The sequence below is a fragment of the Streptomyces sp. NBC_01723 genome, assembly GCF_036246005.1.
Taxonomy (GTDB): domain Bacteria; phylum Actinomycetota; class Actinomycetes; order Streptomycetales; family Streptomycetaceae; genus Streptomyces.
On record NZ_CP109171.1, the window covers coordinates 7,101,219 to 7,117,919 of the forward strand.

The 16,701-nt window shown below is 66.6% G+C and carries 13 protein-coding genes and 3 pseudogenes; 9 read left to right on the plus strand and 7 right to left on the minus strand.

What is annotated here, in order from left to right:
- Positions 1–6: 6 nt before the first annotated feature.
- Positions 7–753 (minus strand): ComF family protein, encoded by a 747-nt coding sequence (locus OIE75_RS33355; RefSeq protein WP_329473179.1) that lies wholly within the window; start codon positions 751–753, stop codon positions 7–9.
- Positions 750–1,709, minus strand: a complete 960-nt coding sequence (locus OIE75_RS33360) for a DNA-processing protein DprA (protein ID WP_329473180.1) — start codon at positions 1,707–1,709, stop codon at positions 750–752. Before OIE75_RS33360 ends, OIE75_RS33355 begins: the two co-directional genes overlap by 4 nt.
- A 268-nt stretch (positions 1,710–1,977) precedes the next feature.
- On the opposite strand from OIE75_RS33360, the gene OIE75_RS33365 reads away from it, so the two are divergent.
- The 4 genes from OIE75_RS33365 to OIE75_RS33380 all read left to right on the plus strand — a co-directional run bounded on the left by OIE75_RS33365 (position 1,978) and on the right by OIE75_RS33380 (position 6,972).
- Positions 1,978–2,127, plus strand: coding sequence for a hypothetical protein (locus OIE75_RS33365; RefSeq protein WP_329473181.1), 150 nt, complete (start codon positions 1,978–1,980; stop codon positions 2,125–2,127).
- Positions 2,128–2,180: 53 nt separating this feature from the next.
- Entirely contained in the window at positions 2,181–2,699 is a 519-nt protein-coding gene (locus OIE75_RS33370; RefSeq protein WP_329473182.1) for a winged helix-turn-helix domain-containing protein, read from the plus strand.
- Positions 2,672–3,271, plus strand: a complete 600-nt coding sequence (locus OIE75_RS33375; RefSeq protein WP_329473183.1) for a transposase — start codon at positions 2,672–2,674, stop codon at positions 3,269–3,271. Before OIE75_RS33370 ends, OIE75_RS33375 begins: the two co-directional genes overlap by 28 nt.
- Positions 3,272–5,472: 2,201 nt before the next feature.
- A complete protein-coding gene (locus OIE75_RS33380; protein WP_329473184.1) occupies positions 5,473–6,972 on the plus strand; it encodes an amidase in 1,500 nt (499 codons plus the stop codon).
- Between the two features lie 62 nt (positions 6,973–7,034).
- Here the strand turns inward: OIE75_RS33380 and OIE75_RS33385 are convergent.
- Positions 7,035–7,791: pseudogene (locus OIE75_RS33385) on the minus strand (transposase family protein).
- A 507-nt stretch (positions 7,792–8,298) separates the two neighbouring features.
- A pseudogene (locus tag OIE75_RS33390) lies at positions 8,299–8,933 on the minus strand (IS5 family transposase); the annotation flags it as partial.
- 222 nt (positions 8,934–9,155) lie between these two features.
- Between OIE75_RS33390 and OIE75_RS33395 the strand changes: the two are divergent.
- Positions 9,156–9,875 carry a 3-oxoacyl-[acyl-carrier-protein] synthase III C-terminal domain-containing protein gene (locus OIE75_RS33395; RefSeq protein WP_329473185.1) on the plus strand — a complete coding sequence of 240 codons (720 nt, stop codon included), beginning with the start codon at positions 9,156–9,158 and terminating at the stop codon, positions 9,873–9,875.
- A gap of 854 nt (positions 9,876–10,729) precedes the next feature.
- A pseudogene (locus OIE75_RS33400) lies at positions 10,730–11,034 on the plus strand (IS5 family transposase); the annotation flags it as partial.
- A 139-nt stretch (positions 11,035–11,173) separates the two neighbouring features.
- On the opposite strand, the gene OIE75_RS33405 reads toward OIE75_RS33400, so the two are convergent.
- Entirely contained in the window at positions 11,174–12,634 is a 1,461-nt protein-coding gene (locus OIE75_RS33405) for a hypothetical protein (protein ID WP_329473186.1), read from the minus strand.
- Positions 12,635–12,758: 124 nt separating this feature from the next.
- On the opposite strand from OIE75_RS33405, the gene OIE75_RS33410 reads away from it, so the two are divergent.
- Positions 12,759–13,526 carry a transposase gene (locus tag OIE75_RS33410; RefSeq protein ID WP_329473087.1) on the plus strand — a complete coding sequence of 256 codons (768 nt, stop codon included), beginning with the start codon at positions 12,759–12,761 and terminating at the stop codon, positions 13,524–13,526.
- Positions 13,527–13,553: 27 nt separating this feature from the next.
- On the opposite strand, the gene OIE75_RS33415 is transcribed toward OIE75_RS33410, so the two are convergent.
- Positions 13,554–14,201, minus strand: a complete 648-nt coding sequence (locus tag OIE75_RS33415) for a hypothetical protein (RefSeq protein ID WP_329473088.1) — start codon at positions 14,199–14,201, stop codon at positions 13,554–13,556.
- Positions 14,202–14,523: 322 nt separating this feature from the next.
- Here OIE75_RS33415 and OIE75_RS33420 point away from each other — a divergent pair, with 322 nt between their 5' ends.
- Positions 14,524–14,811, plus strand: a complete 288-nt coding sequence (locus tag OIE75_RS33420) for a hypothetical protein (RefSeq protein WP_443078467.1) — start codon at positions 14,524–14,526, stop codon at positions 14,809–14,811.
- 329 nt (positions 14,812–15,140) lie between these two features.
- Positions 15,141–15,341 carry a hypothetical protein gene (locus OIE75_RS33425; protein WP_329473187.1) on the plus strand — a complete coding sequence of 67 codons (201 nt, stop codon included), beginning with the start codon at positions 15,141–15,143 and terminating at the stop codon, positions 15,339–15,341.
- A gap of 231 nt (positions 15,342–15,572) precedes the next feature.
- On the opposite strand, the gene OIE75_RS33430 is transcribed toward OIE75_RS33425, so the two are convergent.
- Positions 15,573–16,553, minus strand: coding sequence for a hypothetical protein (locus OIE75_RS33430; RefSeq protein WP_329473188.1), 981 nt, complete (start codon positions 16,551–16,553; stop codon positions 15,573–15,575).
- Between the last annotated feature and the right edge of the window lie 148 nt (positions 16,554–16,701).

Below are 16,701 nucleotides of genomic sequence, written 5' to 3' on the forward strand. Positions count from 1 at the left end.
CGGCCTCTAAGCGCCCCAGGGAACGCGGGCGAGGACGAGCCCTCGGACTTCCACCGCTTTCCCGACCGACGTCAGGTGCTTGCCTACGGTGTGGAACTGGGCTCCGGTGGTGAAGACGTCGTCGACGAGCAGGATGCGTTTGCCCTCGACGCTCTGCCGGAGCTTGAGGGCCGTGGCGTGCTCTTTGGCGGCCTCCATTTTCGCCTGCCAGCCTGAGCCGGCCGACTTCTTCGTCTCGTGGTTCTTCACCAGCACAGGACTGGCAGGGTCCGCGAACGGCCAGCGGCCGAGCGTGTCCTCGGCGTAAGCAGCCTGCATCATCGTTTCGATGTGCTGGAGCGGTGCCCGGTCCGGTGCCGAGGGATTGCCCACGATGAGGTCGATGTCCGCCATCTCGTCGGAGTGGGCGTTCAGCCAGCCGACGATGAGGCGTCCGAAGATCGTCCCCCATCCGACGGAACCGGGCTTCTGGCCGTACTTGTACTCCCAGATGGTCTGTTTCAGCGGCGGCGCGTGAAGGGCAACGGCATCGACGCGAGTGAAGCAGCGGACGGCCGGTTCCCACTGGCAGATGATGTTCCCGCAGCTCGCCGTGGGTGAGGCGAGAGTCTGTCCACACACCTCACAGTGGGGTTTGACCGTCCGGGCAGCACAGGCCGCACAGAGGGCGGGTGTTCCGTTGCCCTTGTAGGCGCACAGGCGACACTGGGGGAAGCCGAGCGGCTTCGGCAGGTCAGATGATGCGTTGGTCACAGGCCCGCCAGGGCGAGCTGGAGGCGCTGCTGCGCGGCCTGCTGCACTCGCTTGGCGCTGCCGAGGCGCGAGACGACGTCGTCGAGCTCTGAGACCTCGACGGCCTTCCCTTCCGCCACCATCTTGGCCGCCCACGGTTCACTCGTCGCCAGCGACTTGATCAGGAAGACGTGTTTGCCGTGCTCGTGGGCGATGCGGGCCTGCATCTTGGCGCCCGACGTTGAGGAGGCTTCGATGACAATGCTGCCCATCGTCGAGCCGCTCGTGACGACGTTGCGACGCGGGAACGTCCAGGTGGCCGGCGTCGAGGTGGGCCAGAACTGGGACAGCAGCGCTCCGCCCTCGTCGACGATCCTGGCGGCCAGGCCCTTGTTCTGGGCGGGGTAGATCTTCGCCGCGATGCCCGTTCCCATCACCGCGAGCGTACGGCCTCCGGCTTCGAGCGTGGCCGTGTGGGCGGCGGTGTCGATCCCCTTCGCGAGACCGCTGAAAATCACCACGTCCTCGTCGACCAGGAGCCGCGCCATGCGAGCGGCCCGGCGCATCCCGTCCTCGCTCGCGTTGCGCGTGCCGACGATGGCGGCCGAACGGGCATCCCGCTCTTCGAGGTCGCCGAGGTGGAACAGGAAGGGGGGCAGGTTTGGCACGAGACGCAGGTTCGCCGGATAGTCCGGATCGAGCACGGTCACGAGCCGCGCGCCGGCCTTCTCGGCGGCCTCCAGCTCAGTGGTCACCCGTGCGCGGGCGTCGTCGATCGTCGGGAGGGCCTCCCGTAGGAGTGCGAGGTTCTTGCGCGCGACGGTCGAGTCTTCGGGGATGTCGCCTCCGAGGACGACCTGGAGCGCCTCGGGTGACTGGCAGGTCCGGGCGATGAGGTTCCAGTCGACGGATTTGTTTCCGGCGCGCAGCGCGCAGATCGCCAGCAGATCCTTCTGCTGTGGCGTTATGGCGGTCATTTTCGTGTCCTTCTACTCACGGCCCCGGATGTTCGAAGGGTGGTGCTCTGTTTCTTTGGGCCGTTTCCCATCATGGCGTACGCCGGATCGGGTCCGCACGGGGGTGTACGCGAGCGCCCGGGTGAATCCGCTTCGATCACGGACTGTGACGCTGCGTGTACCCTCAATCGGGTGGTCCAGGGCCTCGTGGAGAACCAGTGCTTCGCTGCCGCGGTTCTCACCGGTATGAGTGACGAAGGCATCATCACCATCGTGAGTCGGTACGCCCGTGAAGGAACTGGCAGTGAAATGGGAGGACTCGGAGAAGATCCGGGTCGAGCTACCCGACCGCTACAAGGCTCTGGTCGACTCCGGCCGCGGCCTCGGGATGAGCCAGGGTGAGTGCTTCGGCTTCGGTCTCGACGACATCGACTACTGAGTTTTTCGTTAGTTCTGTGGTGATTGGGGCTTCGGTAGTGTGAGCATGATGGTGTGTCTTCCAAGCCGCAGGATGCTGTTGCTGATGTCGCCGTTCTGCCGCTGACGCGGCCGCAGTTGGCCGAGGCCCGTCGCATGCGCGCGGCCGAGTTGTTCGAGCACAGACGTCCTTCATCCGAGGTTGCCCGGGCAGTGGGGATGCACCCCGAGAGTGTGCGCCGGTGGAAACGCCTATGGGAGCAGGGCGGGGCTGAGGCATTGCGGCGGCGCCCGTCCACCGGTCGGCCGCCGCCCAAGCTGGACGACGCCCAGGTCGAAGCGGTTCGCACTGCGCTGGAGCAAGGCGCTCAGGCGCACGGGTTCGAGGTGGATCTGTGGACGCTGGAACGGGTCGGCGTGGTGGTTGAGCGGGGGACCGGGGTGACGTTGGCCCGGGCCTCGGTATGGCGTCTGCTGACCGGGCGGCTGGGATGGAGTCTGCAACGGCCCAGGCGCCAGGCCGTCGAACGGGACGAGTATGAGATCGCCCGATGGGTCGCCCACGAGTGGCCGCGCATCAAAAAGGGGCGGTGAAGAAACGTGCCTGGATCGTGTTCCTCGGCGAATCAGGCGTATCGCTGCTGCCCGAGGTGCGTCGCACCTACGCACCCCGCGGCCGCACTCCGCTCTTACGGCACCGGCTGAACTGGAAGCGAGCCGGGATGGCCGCCGCGCTGGGCTACCACGCCGCCGACCCCGAACGCGGCCCGCGGCTGTGCTTCCACCTCAAGCCGGGCAGCTACGACACCACTTCCCTGATCGAGGTGTTGGAACAGATCAAGACCTTCTACGCCGGTGAGCCGGTGGTGTTGGTATGGGACGAACTGTCCGCCCACTGGAGCCGGGGCATGCGGGCCTGGGTGGCCGAGCAGGACTGGCTCACCCTCGAGCGGCTGCCGGCCTATGCCCCCGAACTCAACCCGGTTGAACTGCTGTGGTCGGCCATCAAGACCCGCGAGCTGGCCAACCTCGCCGGCGACCACCTCGCCGATGTCGCTGACGCAGCCGAACGCGGCATCCACCGAATCTGCTCCAGCGAGCAACTCCCATGGTCCTTCCTCACCCACACCGGCCTGACCATTCATTCCAAAACACCACAAAACTAACGAAAAGCTCAGTAAGTAAAGTCGAGCGACAGCAAGGCGGCGCTGGAGACTCCGGTTGCCACGTTCGCCATGGTGGCTGTTGGAGCCAGGTGTCGAGCGCACGCCCATCCCTTGGGTTTCTTGTTGATAATCTTCGGCGCCACAGTCGTTGTGACGAGTGGCGATGGAGAAAAGACCACGCCACGGCAAGACAAGCACCGCAAAGGGGACCCCGCATCCGGACAGCATCCCGCATATCTGGCAAATACCGTCCCGGGCCGGTGAATTCACCACCAGTGAGCAGGGAGCCCCATCACGCCGCAGCGAGCTTTTCTGGCCGTCTGGCGGAACCGCAACCGTTCATCTCGCACTCCCGGTGCGCCTTGCGCTGCACCCGAGACGGTGGAGGCGCCCAGGGGCCGTCCAACGGCTTGGCGGCGCGGGAGCGGCGGTGGTGTGGCCCACTCGGCGTCGTCCAACTCGGTCGCGCGGAGGAATTCGGCGAACTTGCCCGGCGTCTCGAGGGTGACGACCGCTCCGTGGCAGATGTGGCCCGGTGGTCGGCCATGCTGTGGTCGGGTACGAGGTTGGTGGGTGATCTGCCGTCACCTGAACGGATGGGGCTGGGTCCCAGCTTGTCGTCGCTCGGCTGAACGCCGTGAGCAAGGACTGCTCGATGCGAGGGTCTGTCCAACGTCAAGTCCATGGAACAGGACCTCGCCGCGCCTGCGAACTGCAGGGCGGACTCCAGTGGGACTCCAGCGGGAAGCGACCTACGAGGGGCGGGTCGCCGAGTCCAGCGGCGGTGGTCACGATCGGCTATCCGGGCAGGGTCATCGCCGACGTGCGCCGCGTGCCTCGAAGGCCGGCCACGGCTACCCAAGCCCGCCCGGTGGCCAGTTCGAAGAAGCTCAGCCATCGACTCACATGCCACAACGGTGAACCGCTCAGAAGTGGGACACGTTGACAAGGGTGGTCCCCCGCGGCCGAAGAGCCGAAGGGGCGGGTGAAACTCTCGACGAGCAATGCGACAGCGGAAGCATTATTTATTGGACAGTTTCATTGAGGAGCAAAATGCCATGGACGCGCAACTCCGAACGCCCGTGGACGATAATAGTGGGCGCGGGAATGGCCGGCCGACGACGTCGCGAAATCGATCAGCGAGCATTTTGGATACAGGGTGAATCGGAGCCTTTTCATCGGGTCCATCGAATTCATGGGCAATGCTCGGTTTCGCGCCGCAGGATGAAACCGTGGGCCGAGTAATAAATTTTCCGATCGGGCAGTACGTGCGCGGGTTGTCGGCAAGTGTGGGTGAGGATGATCTGTCCCGGCCGGAGAGGGATGCTCTGTGGCGAGCCGAAATGAGATTCGCTCAGGGCATAGATGCCATTTATCTGTACGATCCCAGTGGGCGGCCTGGACTCGAGGGAGAACCACAATACTTTGATTTCGGCACACCAGGGCAGGATCTAGACGAACACCAGGTTTCCATAGTAGACGCGTATGACCAAGGCGCCAACAGGCCCGATACGCCGCCCCTGCCTGAATATCCAGCTTCAGGCCCGGCCGCTCACAATGATCAACTCCCAGCCTATGCCCGCGAGCGTCAGCAGGACCCGCAATGTCATACACCGTGGCAAGCTCTCGAACTGCCGCCCCCATATTCCCCGCCCCCAACATCCCTCAGCACCCGCTCAACCCGCAAACGTCGACATAGCCAGCGCTGCTTCCGCTGGACGGGAACAGCGGGACACAGCCAACGAACAAGCACCGCTCGGTCAGCACGAATAGAGTCCCGCAATGCTGCCGCACCGCCCGCGCCTCAACACACAAAACCGCAGTAAAAGAAACGGACGGCGGTCACGCTAGTTCGGCACACTCCCTGCCCATGGGTCGGAACCGGCCCATGACTTGCTCAGCGCTCGGCTGTCGTTCATGTCGTTCCGCTGCTGGCTGAGCAGAGCTCGTTTAACACTCATGGTGCACGTCTCCTCCGTCGCCTACTGGTGCTCGGCGGGTGTCCTGCTGCTCGCCGCCCTGGTGGCGGGTCTGGGCGCGATCGTCTGAATGGGTGCGCAAGTGGTCACTAAAGAGAAGGTACTCGCGTTGACATCATCATCGCGGTGGCCGACATTAAGTCCCGATAACCCGAGGCGCCGTGACGTTGGACGTGGCTCGGACCGGGCCCTATATCGCCTAATGGGAGCACTCGTATGTGTATGACTTGGGATGAGTACCGGGAGCACGATGCTGTCGGGCTGGCCGAGCTGGTGAAGTCTGGGGCGGTGAGCCCGATTGAACTGCTTGAGGCGGCGATTGCGCGTGCCGACGCCGTCGAACCGACGATCAACGCGATCCGCCACCGACTCGACGACGATGCCCGTGCCCGCGCTCGCAGCCCGCTGTCCGGGCCGTTCGGCGGCGTCCCATTCCTGATCAAAGACTTGGGTCAGCACCTCGCCGGGGTTCCGACGGGCAGTGGAAATCGATCGCTGGCACGCTTCCAGCGCCCGGAGACGTCCACGGTGGTACAGCGTTGGCTCGATGCCGGTCTGGTCGTGTTCGGCCGGACAACGACCCCCGAATTCGGCGCCCGCGCGATAACCGAGCCGGTCGCGGGGGGCCCGACTCGCAACCCCTGGGACCCGTCGCGGACGCCTGGTGGCAGCTCCGGCGGGTCCGCGGCGGCCATCGCGGCCGGAGTCGTCCCGGTCGCAGGCGGGAACGACGGCGGGGGCTCCATCCGGATCCCGGCTGCAGCCTGCGGGCTGTTCGGACTCAAGCCGGGGCGGGGCGTCGTACCGTCCGGGCCGGAGGCCGACGAGGTCTTCCACGGCGCCGCCGTGCAGGGCGTGCTGTCGCGCACAGTCCGTGACTCCGCCGCGATGCTCGACGTGCTGGCCGGCTCCGCACCGGAGGACCCGTACCGGGTGGCACTGCCGGTGCGTCCTTACGCCGAGGCCGTCGTCGTCGACCCGCGCCCGCTGCGGATCGGGCTGAGCACGGTGTCCCCGCTTGGCGGACCGGTTGATCCACAGGCCGCCGCCGCGGTTCGGGACGCGGGGGAGCTGCTCACCGGACTCGGACACGTCGTGGAGGAATCAGCCCCGGCCATCGACGGCCAGCGCCTGGCCACCGACTTCCTCACGGCCTGGTTCGCGATGGTCGCCGCCGAGGTCACGGCCGCACGGGAGTTCACCGGCTGCGCCGAGAGCGACTTCGAGATCGAGACCCGGATAATGGCTGCGATCGGCCGGAGCCTTCCGGCGCCGGAGTATCTGGCCACGCAGTCCCGCTGGCACCAGCACACCCGGGCACTGGCCGCGTTCCACGAGCGCTACGACATGCTGCTCACCCCGACCACCGCCCGGCCGGCGGGGCCGATCGGCGAGTTCGATCTCGCCTTGCCGGTCCGGCTCGCCGCACGGGGGCTGCTGGCTGCCCGGATCGGCGGTGTGCTGGGCCGGATGAACCTCGTCGAGAAACTGGCCGTCGCGAACCTCGAGCCCGCGCCCTTCACTCAGCTGGCGAACGTGACCGGGCGCCCGGCGTCGTCGGTGCCGCTCTCTCGGACGTCAGGTGGGCTGCCGCTCGGCATCCAGTTCGTCGGGCGCCCGGGTTCGGAACCCGACCTGCTGGCACTGGCCGCGCAGTTGGAGCGGGCGCGGCCGTGGGCGCATCTCTGGCCGTCGTTGCCCGATTCATCGTCCGCTGCCTGACGTCTCTGAGGACAATGGCACGTATGACTACTGTATTCTCACGCATTGAGCCTCTTCCAACCTCACGCCGAGGCGTGTTGAAGGACGAGGACGGCTTGGACGATCGCGGTGATGCGGTTGGTGCTGCACCGGAGCTTTCGTAGGAGGCGCCAGCTCTTGAGGGCGGCCATGGCCTGCTCGCAGAGCCAGCGGATCTTGGCGTGTGTGCTGTTGTGTCGGCGCTGCCACCGCTTGAGGCGGCGGCTGCGGAAGGGTACTCGGATGGAACCACCCGCACCTTGGTACGCCTTGTCGGCCCAGCATTTGAGGCCGGCGTCGGTGAGCGCGTCGACGATGCCGTGGGTACGGGCGGCGGTCAGGTCGTGGGTCGATCCGGGCAGGGCGGGTGAGGCCCACAGCAAAAACGCCCGAAGGGATCGGTGAGGACTTGGACGTTCATGCCGTGACGTTTGTGTTTACCCGAGTAATACGGGGTGTCGGCGGCGATCCGGTCGATCGGCAGCAGGGTGCCGTCCAGGATCACGAACGCCTTGGTCCGGGCGATGTCCATTGCCTCGGCCAGGGTGGGTGCGAGGGCGGCCAGCACATCGACGGCCTCGCGTATGTGCGGCACACGGTTGCGACGCCGATACCGAACCCGGCGGCGAGCTGGGCGTAGGTGTCACCACATCACAGATGGGCCGGGGCGAGGAGAGCCTGACGGTTGGCGGTCAGCCGACGCCATCGGGTCCCGATCTCTCCTCGCCGGGCAGCGAGTCGTCCCGTCAGGCACCGCAAGGTGCGGCTGGACAGGTCGACCGACGACGGGTAGACAAGCACGCGAAGCTCCTGGTGGCTGCGGTCGATGTTGGCCGAGAACCCGTCTACCAGGCGCTTTATTGTTTCACCGAACTGTCCAACACACGGCCAGCACCGTCAGGCTGGATAAGGCTGAGTGCCCGGCTTGTATAGAAGATCCTCGTAGTCGCAAACGGGGACCGCCAGGTAACCGGCCTCCCGGATCGCTTCCAGAACTGTTGCAGTGTCTGACACGACGGCAGTTGATGAGGCGTCGGGACGAGGTTGGCACACAAGGAGCGAGTGCCAGTCCAGGAACTCCACGTGAGCGCCAGTGCCTTCGTGCCCGTTATGCTCCCACTCCACCTCGACGCATTCGTACGAGATCGCGCGATCTGGTCCAAGCGACACGTTCAGTGCCGCTGCCACCCGCTCCATCAACCGATCACGACTGGGAGCGGCGACGTAGATCTGGCACTCAAGGTCTGCGTTCGTTCCGGCCGGCCCAAACGTACTGTCCTCCATAAGAGGTCGTTTTCGCCCGATGTTTCATCCCGTAATCGGTTGTTTCATGGTCTTCGTCGGGTCGCGCCAGGAGATGGTGTTCTCGCCGGTGAGGCGGCGGGCCATGAGGTCGGTCATGGCGATGTGGATCACGGCTTCGGAGCGGCTGGAAGGGTTTCGTAGTCACGCGCGAGGCGGCGGTGGAGCATGAGCCAGCCGTACGTCCGCTCGACCGCCCACCGTTTCGGAATCGGGGTGAAACCCCTGTTCCCGGGCTTGCGAGCGGTGATTTCCATGTCGATGCCGAGGGTCGCGGCGTGCTCGACGAGGTGCTGACGGTAGCCGCCGTCGGCCCAGACCTTGCGGATCCCGGGGTGGTCGGCGGTGACCTGATCCAGGAGCCGGGCGCCGGCGATGGAGTCCTGCACTCTCGCCGCGGTGACCAGCACGGCGAGGAGAAGGCCGAGCGTGTCGGTGACGATGCTCCGCTTCCTGCCAACGATCTTCTTGCCCGCGTCGATGCCCTGACCGGAGGCCGGGACGCTGGTCGAGGTCTTCACGCTCTGGGCGTCGATCACGCACGCTGAAGGCTCGCCTTCCCGCCCTTCCTTCTCCCGCAGCAGCTGCCGAAGCAAACCGTTGAGCTGGGCGAACACACCCTCGTCCGCCCACTTGGCGAAGCAGGCCGCGCTGACTGCCGCCTCCGATGCCCTCCCGCGACACGACGTACGTGCCGCACCCCTTGGGAGCAACACACACCACTCAACACCAAGCTGGAGTTCTTCATGCCGCACCTCTCCATGCGCCGGTCCATAACCTCAGACGGTGCCGTCGGTACTGACCGACTGAACGATCTGCAGCAGGTCGCTCTTCGCCACGGAGTCCCCGTCGAGGACGTGCTGTTGATCGCCGTCAACCTGTACGGGATCACTTCTGACCACGACCGTCACCGGGCCCGGGTCAACCTCCGCCTCGTACGCCGCCCCGACACTGCCTGGCAGATCATCGTCCCGCTGAACCAGCCGGCCAGCCCGTTCCGGCTGCGTGGCGACGACTTATCGCTGAACGGCGCGGTGGTCGCGCACGTCGAGCGCATTGATGCCGACGAGGCAGTTGGAGGCTACTTCCGCAACGGTGGCCGGGAAGCCCTGATCGTCGGCACCGACCGCCTCACCGCCCTCCCTGACCCCAGGCACCGCGCGACTGCCCCGCTGTCCGGGGACGGCGCCGGAGCCGTGGCGCTGCGCTGCGGCAGCGCCGACGGGTCCGGGGCACTCGGGCCGGTGGTGCTGGGCAGCGACAGCAACGGCGCCGACCTGATCCGCGCCTCCCGGCCCGGCGCCCTGCACCTGGACCGAACTGCCGTCATCCGGCATTCCATCGACCGCGTGTCCACCGTCTCCCACCAGACCTCCACGGCCGCGGGAAGGCGCCAGCTCGGCAGCCCCGAGGGCCGCTGGCTCGGCAACATCGCCGGGGTCGGCTACACCGGCGCCGCGTCGATCCCTGCTCCTGGCCCAAGCCGCCGCCGACGGCCGCCTGAGCCCGGCCCCCGCGCCCTGCTCACCGCGTTCGGCGCCGGACTGACCTATGCCTCCCTGCTGCCATCAAGCCCGGAGTAGGCCCTTGATACCGCCGACGGCCATCTGAGGCACACCACCGCTTCCGGCCCGCTGAGTTGGGCACTGCCTGACTGCTGAGTGGCGGTGTGACCAGTACATCAAGGTCAATCGGGAAGAGGGCGAAGAGGCTAGGTAGACTCTCAGACGTACCTGCCCGGCGGGAACGCACCCGGCCGGCGGACGCCCTGGGACGCGTCTGCCCGAGACCCAGCTGCGGCGACTGATAAGGGCTCAATAGTGGCGGTGGCTGCCCAGCAACGAATGCCTCTTGCGCAGCACAATCTCGTCGCCCATCCCTCCACAGAGGTGACGGGGCCTTGGGCACGACGAGCCAGCAGTACCTCTCGTCAGCCCTTCGTGCACAACTTCTGCATCTCCAGGACGACAAGCCAATCGAACACAAATACGCTCTTCAGCTGTTCATTCGAACATAGAGTGCGGTCGAAAATCTGACTTTGCACGGATAACCGTCTTGTCACTTCGACGAGTTGCGCGGCGCTTTACCTTCGATTTGGCACCGCATCCGCGGAGCCCGCCCCAGAGGACGGTTGCCCCCGCCCTCCAGGGTGCGACCAGATCAAGAGGTGTATCCGCATGCTCAATTCGCATCGCCAAGGGGTCAGTTCCGACCCCTCCGGGCGTCTGCACCGTATCAGTTCGGCCATCAAAGAATGGGCCCTTCCCGACATTGCCGCACTCGGCCGAGTGACATGCTCGGTTGCACTGGTCACGCTCGGGACCACAGGGGTCAGTCTGTCCGCTGATCCGCAGCCTGGGCCACTATTCGTTGCGGTGACCGTCCAACTGCACTGCTGCCTGACGCGGCTCCCCGCCCGCCTCCACTTTCCGAAGCGGGCGGAACTCCATTGCACCTCGTCGAGCACGCGGCCGCCCTCCACATCGACATGGAAATCACCGGACACGAGCCCGGGACCAGGGGCTTCACCCCGATCCCAAAGCGGTGGGCGGTGGAACGAACCTACGGCTGGCCCATGCTCCACCGGCGCCTCGCCCGCGACTACGAGCCCCTTCCAGCCCGCTCCGAGGCCATGGTCCACCTCGCCATGACCGACCTCATGGCCCGCCGCCTCACCGGCGAGAACACCATCTCCTGAAACGCGACCCGACACTGCAGACCAACCACCAGATTCCGGGATGAAACAACGGGAGAAAACGACCTTTTAGGGCTTGACCTGTATAAACGCCCTCTCGGACCCCAAAGGTCCAGAACCGGCTCACAGTGCAAGCGCCACGGACAAGGGAGGGGTGGTTGTCTGTGTTCTGGAGGCGGGGCAGGCTCAGCGCCTCTGTCTCTTGGCCGGTTGAGGCGCCGTCGGGTACCCGAAAGCCAGCGGTGCCGCTTGGGAGGGGCCCGGCTGGTGACCGGCCTGGGGACTGGAGAACTGACCGGAACCGGCCGCGGACACCAGATATCTCCCCACTGGGTTCTGCGCCTCGTCCGAGGCAGGCAGAACTCCCGGCAGCGGCACAGCGGCCCCGCTCCAAGACTGTGCAGCCCCCGCACCGGGCAGCCCCAGCCCGGGCTGCACACCGCCAGCAACCACACCGGACAAGAAGTCCCGCTGCCGCGGTACCGCCGGGTCGATGTAGTAACCCGCCCTGTTCGGCCGTGGCTTCAGGGGGATCTGCGCATCCGCCAGCACCTTCCCCTCCGCTTCACTGACCACCCTCGCAGGGTCGAGGAGATGATGCATCCGTTGCCGGGCTGCTTTCTCCCACTCGGGCGCGTCCTTCCTGGCTGTCGTGGGGAGGTGGCCGAGGGGGACCTGGGCGGGGTGTTCCGGCTCGCGGGTCAGGCCGTACAGCCGTGCGATCCCCGTGGCGTTGCTGACATGCGCAGCCGCCCTGGTGTCGTCACTGTGCCGCGGCACCCCCGGGTCGATGTGGTAACCCCCCTGCGGCCGTGGCTTCAGGGGAATCTGCGCATCCGCCAGCACCTTCCCCTCCGCTTCACTGACCACCTTGGCAGGGTCGAGGAGGTTATGCATCCGCTTCCGGGCTGCTTTCTCCCACGCGGGCGCGTCCTTCCTGGTCCGCTTGGGGAGGTGGCCGCGGGGGACCTGGGCGGGGTGTTCCGGCTCGCGGGTCAGGCCGTACAGCCGTGCAATCCCCGTGGCGTGGCTGACATGCGCAGCCGCCCTGGTGTCGTCACCGTGCCGCGCTACCGCCGGGTCGATGTGGTAACCCGCTCCCTGCGGCCGTGGCTTCAGGGGGATCTGCGCATCCGCCAGCACCATCCTCTCCGCTTCACTGGCCACCCTCGCAGGGTCGAGGAGATCATGCATCCGCTGCTGGGCTGCTTTCTCCCACGCGGGCGCGTCCTTCCTCCGCATGGGGAGGTGGCCGAGGGGGGCCTGGGCGGGGTATTCCGGCTCGCGGGTCAGGCCGTACAGCCGTGCGATCCCCGTGGCGTTGCTGACATGCGCAGCCGCCCTGGTGTCCTCACTGTGCCGCGCTACCGCCCGGTCGATGTGGTAACCCGCCCTGTTCGGCCGTGGCTTCAGGGGGATCTGCGCATCCGCCAGCACCATCCCCTCCGCTTCACTGACCACATTCTCGGGTTTGAGGAGATTATGCATCCGCTTCCGGGCTGCTTTCTCCCACGCGGGCGCGTCCTTCCTGGTCCGCTTGGGGAGGTGGCCGCGGGGGACCTGGGCGGGGTGCTCCGGCTCGCCGCTCAGGCCGTACAACCGGGCCATCCCCAGAGCGTGCCCTTGAAGGGGAGCCTGCTGATCCATGACATCCTCCATACGCAAACCGCCGACAACACCCCCCTCAACGCAGCACACCGCCCAACGGTTCAACACTCGCCTGCCCTAAGAGTGTCCCGTAACTGCTGGTCACGGGTGAGATGATCTTGGTGTGGTTGGTGTGATCACGGCGTCAGAGCCGTCTTGGATACGTCCGTTCACCGGGCTGAGCCCGCACTCCTTCGGCAAGTTGGTGACCGCGGTGCAGCGCGAGAGCTCAGCCGAACCACGGACGGGTCGTCCGTGGGGCCTGTCGCTTGAAGACCGTATTCTCCTGGTCGCGGCCTACTGGCGAACCACCTTGACCATGCGCCAACTGGCCCTGCTGTTCGGGGTTTCGAAGTCGGCGACCGACCGGATCATCGACCACATCGGCCCTCTGCTGGCCTTGCCGCCCCGACGCCGGTTCGCGAGGGGCACGGTGCTGATCGTGGACGGGACGTTGGTGCCCACCCGAGACCATGCGGTGGCCGAGCAGTCGAAGAACTATCGGTACTCCACCAATCACCAAGTGGTAATCGATGCCGACACCCGCCTGGTCGTTGTGGTCGGTCGGCCGCTGCCGGGCAACCGGAACGACTGCAAGGCGTGGGAGGAATCGGGGGCCAAGGCAGCGGTCGGCCGGACGACCGTGATAGCTGATGGCGGCTATCCAGGGACCGGATTGATCATGCCTCACCGCCGCACCCAGGGCGAGGAACTACCCGGCTGGAAGCGGGAGCACAACCGCTCACACAAGCAGGTCCGTGCGCGAGTGGAGCACGTCTTTGCCCGGATGAAGACCTGGAAAATCCTCCGCGACTGCAGGCTCAAGGGCGACGGTGTCCACCACGCCGTGCGCGGCATCGCCCGGCTGCACAATCTCAACCTTGCTGAATAGGGCCATGGCCGAACTCAGGCAGGTCCCTCACCCGCGTCCGCCAGCGGGATGCGGCGTGTGCCGCGGCCACTGCCCGCCCACCTGTTCCACCACAGCGGCCCGGAACGCTTCCAAAAGGACGCACCCTGGATACGTCCCAAACGCTCCGTACTTCCAGCGGTAGTAGCACGACCAGTAGCTCACCACGCGCCGCTCCGTGCGGGCGAAGAAGGCCGGATTCCGAGCGATGAACTCCCCGTAGAGTCGGCGCTGGGCCGAGCCTGGGATGGCGAGTCCTGGAAGACCCCGGCCGATCGCCTCGATGATCTCCAGCACGTATTCGCCGGCCAACTGCACCACGAACGGCACTACCCACGGCTCGCCCGACGCCACAATCTGCTCAAGGTGCCGCTGACGGACCTGGCCATCACTGTGCCGGGAGTACAGGCAGTGCAAAATTACCTGCTGAGTCCCGGCCAGGGGTGGCCGCTCCGAATCGGCGCTCGGCTCCTCGTTGTAGATGCGCGACGGGATGGCGACGGTCTCGCCCTGCACCTCGACCTCGAATGGCATCGTCGGTGCGAGCCTGGCCTCCGGCATGACCGCCAGGACGCTCTGCACGTCACCGGAAAGACGGGTCGGAAACGCTGCCTCCAGAGCATAGGCGACGTTCGACGGATCCCGAGGCAGCTGCACAGCAGGAGGATAGGCGCCGAACCTCTCGGTCTCGCAACCGCCCGCCTCAACGTTGCGGGACAGCCTTTAGCTACTAGCACGTGATCTCGCCGCCGTGATCAAACACTTCCGGCAGTACACGGGAGCCAGCCAGACGACCGTGGGCAGCCCTCTTCCTCGTGCACGCACGTCTCGTCCGATCCGCTGTTGCCAGCGGCCGGCGCCATGACCTGGGCACCGGCCGCCAGCGCCGACCTCCTCGGCCTCCGCCGCTCCCGCCGAGACCCCGGCCCCGGACGCGGGCAGCGTCGAGATCACAACCCAGGACACAGCCGGAGACGCCCTGCCCAGTGCCGCGTTCCGGCTGCTCGACTCGGCCGACCAGAAAGCCGGACGCCAACAGAGCGACGCCCGAGGGAAGGTGGTCTTTCCCGACCTTGGGCCCGGCATCTACCGGCTCAAGCAGACGGCCTCCGGCAGCCCGCTCCATGAGGTCGTCACCGATCAGGACTTCATCGTCACCCCGGGCGCGACCACCCGGCTGACGATCACCGACCGTTCAAGGCGGTCAAGGTCCTCCTGCAGGCCGAGGACGACAAGACCGGAAAGTTCCTGCCCGGCGCGACCGTGAACATCGGCACCGGCACTTCCACGCTGCTCACCCTGACCACCGGAGCCAATGGCACGGCCACCGGAGAGCTGCCCATGTCGAGCCGGAAGGCCCAGTTCTGGGCCAAGCAGATCAAGCCCCCGCCGGCTACGACTTGTACAAGCCGACCAGCACGTTCGCTGCGGGCCCGGGTGCCCCGGTCACCGTCACCAACACCAACACTGCGCCGATCCGACGCCCAGCCCCTCACAGAAGCTCACGCACCAGCCCCCGACGCGCCACCCGGACCGAGCACGCCGAGCAAGGGACACGGCGAATCCACTCCCGCCGCTGAGGGCAGCGGCTCTACGGTGGCCGATCCCTTCCCCGACGGCACCGGGACGCCGGTCGGCGACACCACGTCCAAATTGCCAACGGGCACCCTCGCCCGCACCGGCGCCATACCGGGGCTGATCGGAGGTGCGGTAGTGCTGATCGCGGTAGGCGGAGCCGCCCTCGCCGTGACACGCCGCAGGGCCACGATCAAGTCCACCGACGACATCGAGAGCTGACCCACCTGCCCGACGCCGCGAAGCCCCTGGAGTGCACAGCACTCCAGGGGCTTCGCGGGGTTCCTGGCGCAGCCGGGCGTCAGGGGCCGAGAGCGTGGCAGGAGTCGTTCGCTCATCCGAGTGCCTTCGGCTGCTCCTGCAGTCAGGCCGGCGGCGGGTTGATCAGGGTGGACCTCCGCGTCGACCGACCGTGCGGCAGCTGCCCACGACCGCGCCAAGCCCGGATCGCGTCTACGCCGAAGCCGAAGTCCAGATTGCGTCGACGGCCTTGTCCCGCACGTCGATGAACTCGGCGAGCCCTCCAAGCGGGTCCGGGTGGTGGGCCAGGTGGTGCGCCAGCAAGGAGGCCTGCTCGACAGCCGACCATACGCCCTGGCCATGGATCGGATTGAAACAGGCAACCGAGTCCCCGATATCGAGGAGCCTGGCGGGAAGCCCTCGCTCCGGCGTCACCCTCCGTACGCTCTGGGCGTAGTGGAAATTCACCGTCTCGCCGACGGCGTTGCCTTCCACCGCCTCCTGGAAGACGACCGGGAGTTCCGCACAGATGTCCCGTACGTCCCGATGCGAGATTCTCACCCCGCTGTATTTCCCGATCACGACGACCTGCCACAGACTGTCTTCCACGGCGTAGGCGGCCACGGCTTCCAACGCCCCGTTCTTTCCGGGAAAAACGAGCCCATCGGACCTCTTGGGCGGGTACGGACGTCCGGTGGGGAACTGGTCTAGGGCACAGGTAATGTCCGGTACTCCCGTCCGGCCGAACAACGCAGTCGTGTAGTCGATCCCCACCGGAACGCGCTCTGTGTCAAAAACGCCGAGGCCTGCTTCCTCCAGCCAAGCCGCCATACGGCTTCCCTTTCCCATGGAGTCCACCACGAGATCGACGGCGAGGGACCGCTGGTCAGCCCAGCCGTGGTAGGTGCGAGGACGATAGGTCACGGCCTGGACGGCGCCGTCCAGGCACTTGATTCCCGAGACCTGAGCCTGCAGCGTGCGGACGTTCGCGAGGCATGCGACACGGCGCCGCAGTTCGTTCTCCAGTAGAGGTCGGGTTGCCATGAGCATCGTCACCGCGGGGAAATCAACCGGTGACCCTTCTGTGAAGAGGTAGTGATGGCCCGGCGGTGCCGACAGCGCGCCGAGGTCGAGCACGTCGTCAGCGAACCCCGGGAACCAGCCGTCGAGCGGCCGCAGCGCCTGGGGCTGCACAAAGTGTCCGTGCTGGCCGTGCGGAACGGATGGGCGGGACTCCGCCGCACTTGGGGGCGCGTCACGCTCCAGCACTACGACCTGCCCGGCGTGATCCGATAGGACACGAGCGGCAAGCAGGCCGGCCAGGCTTCCGCCGAGGATGCAT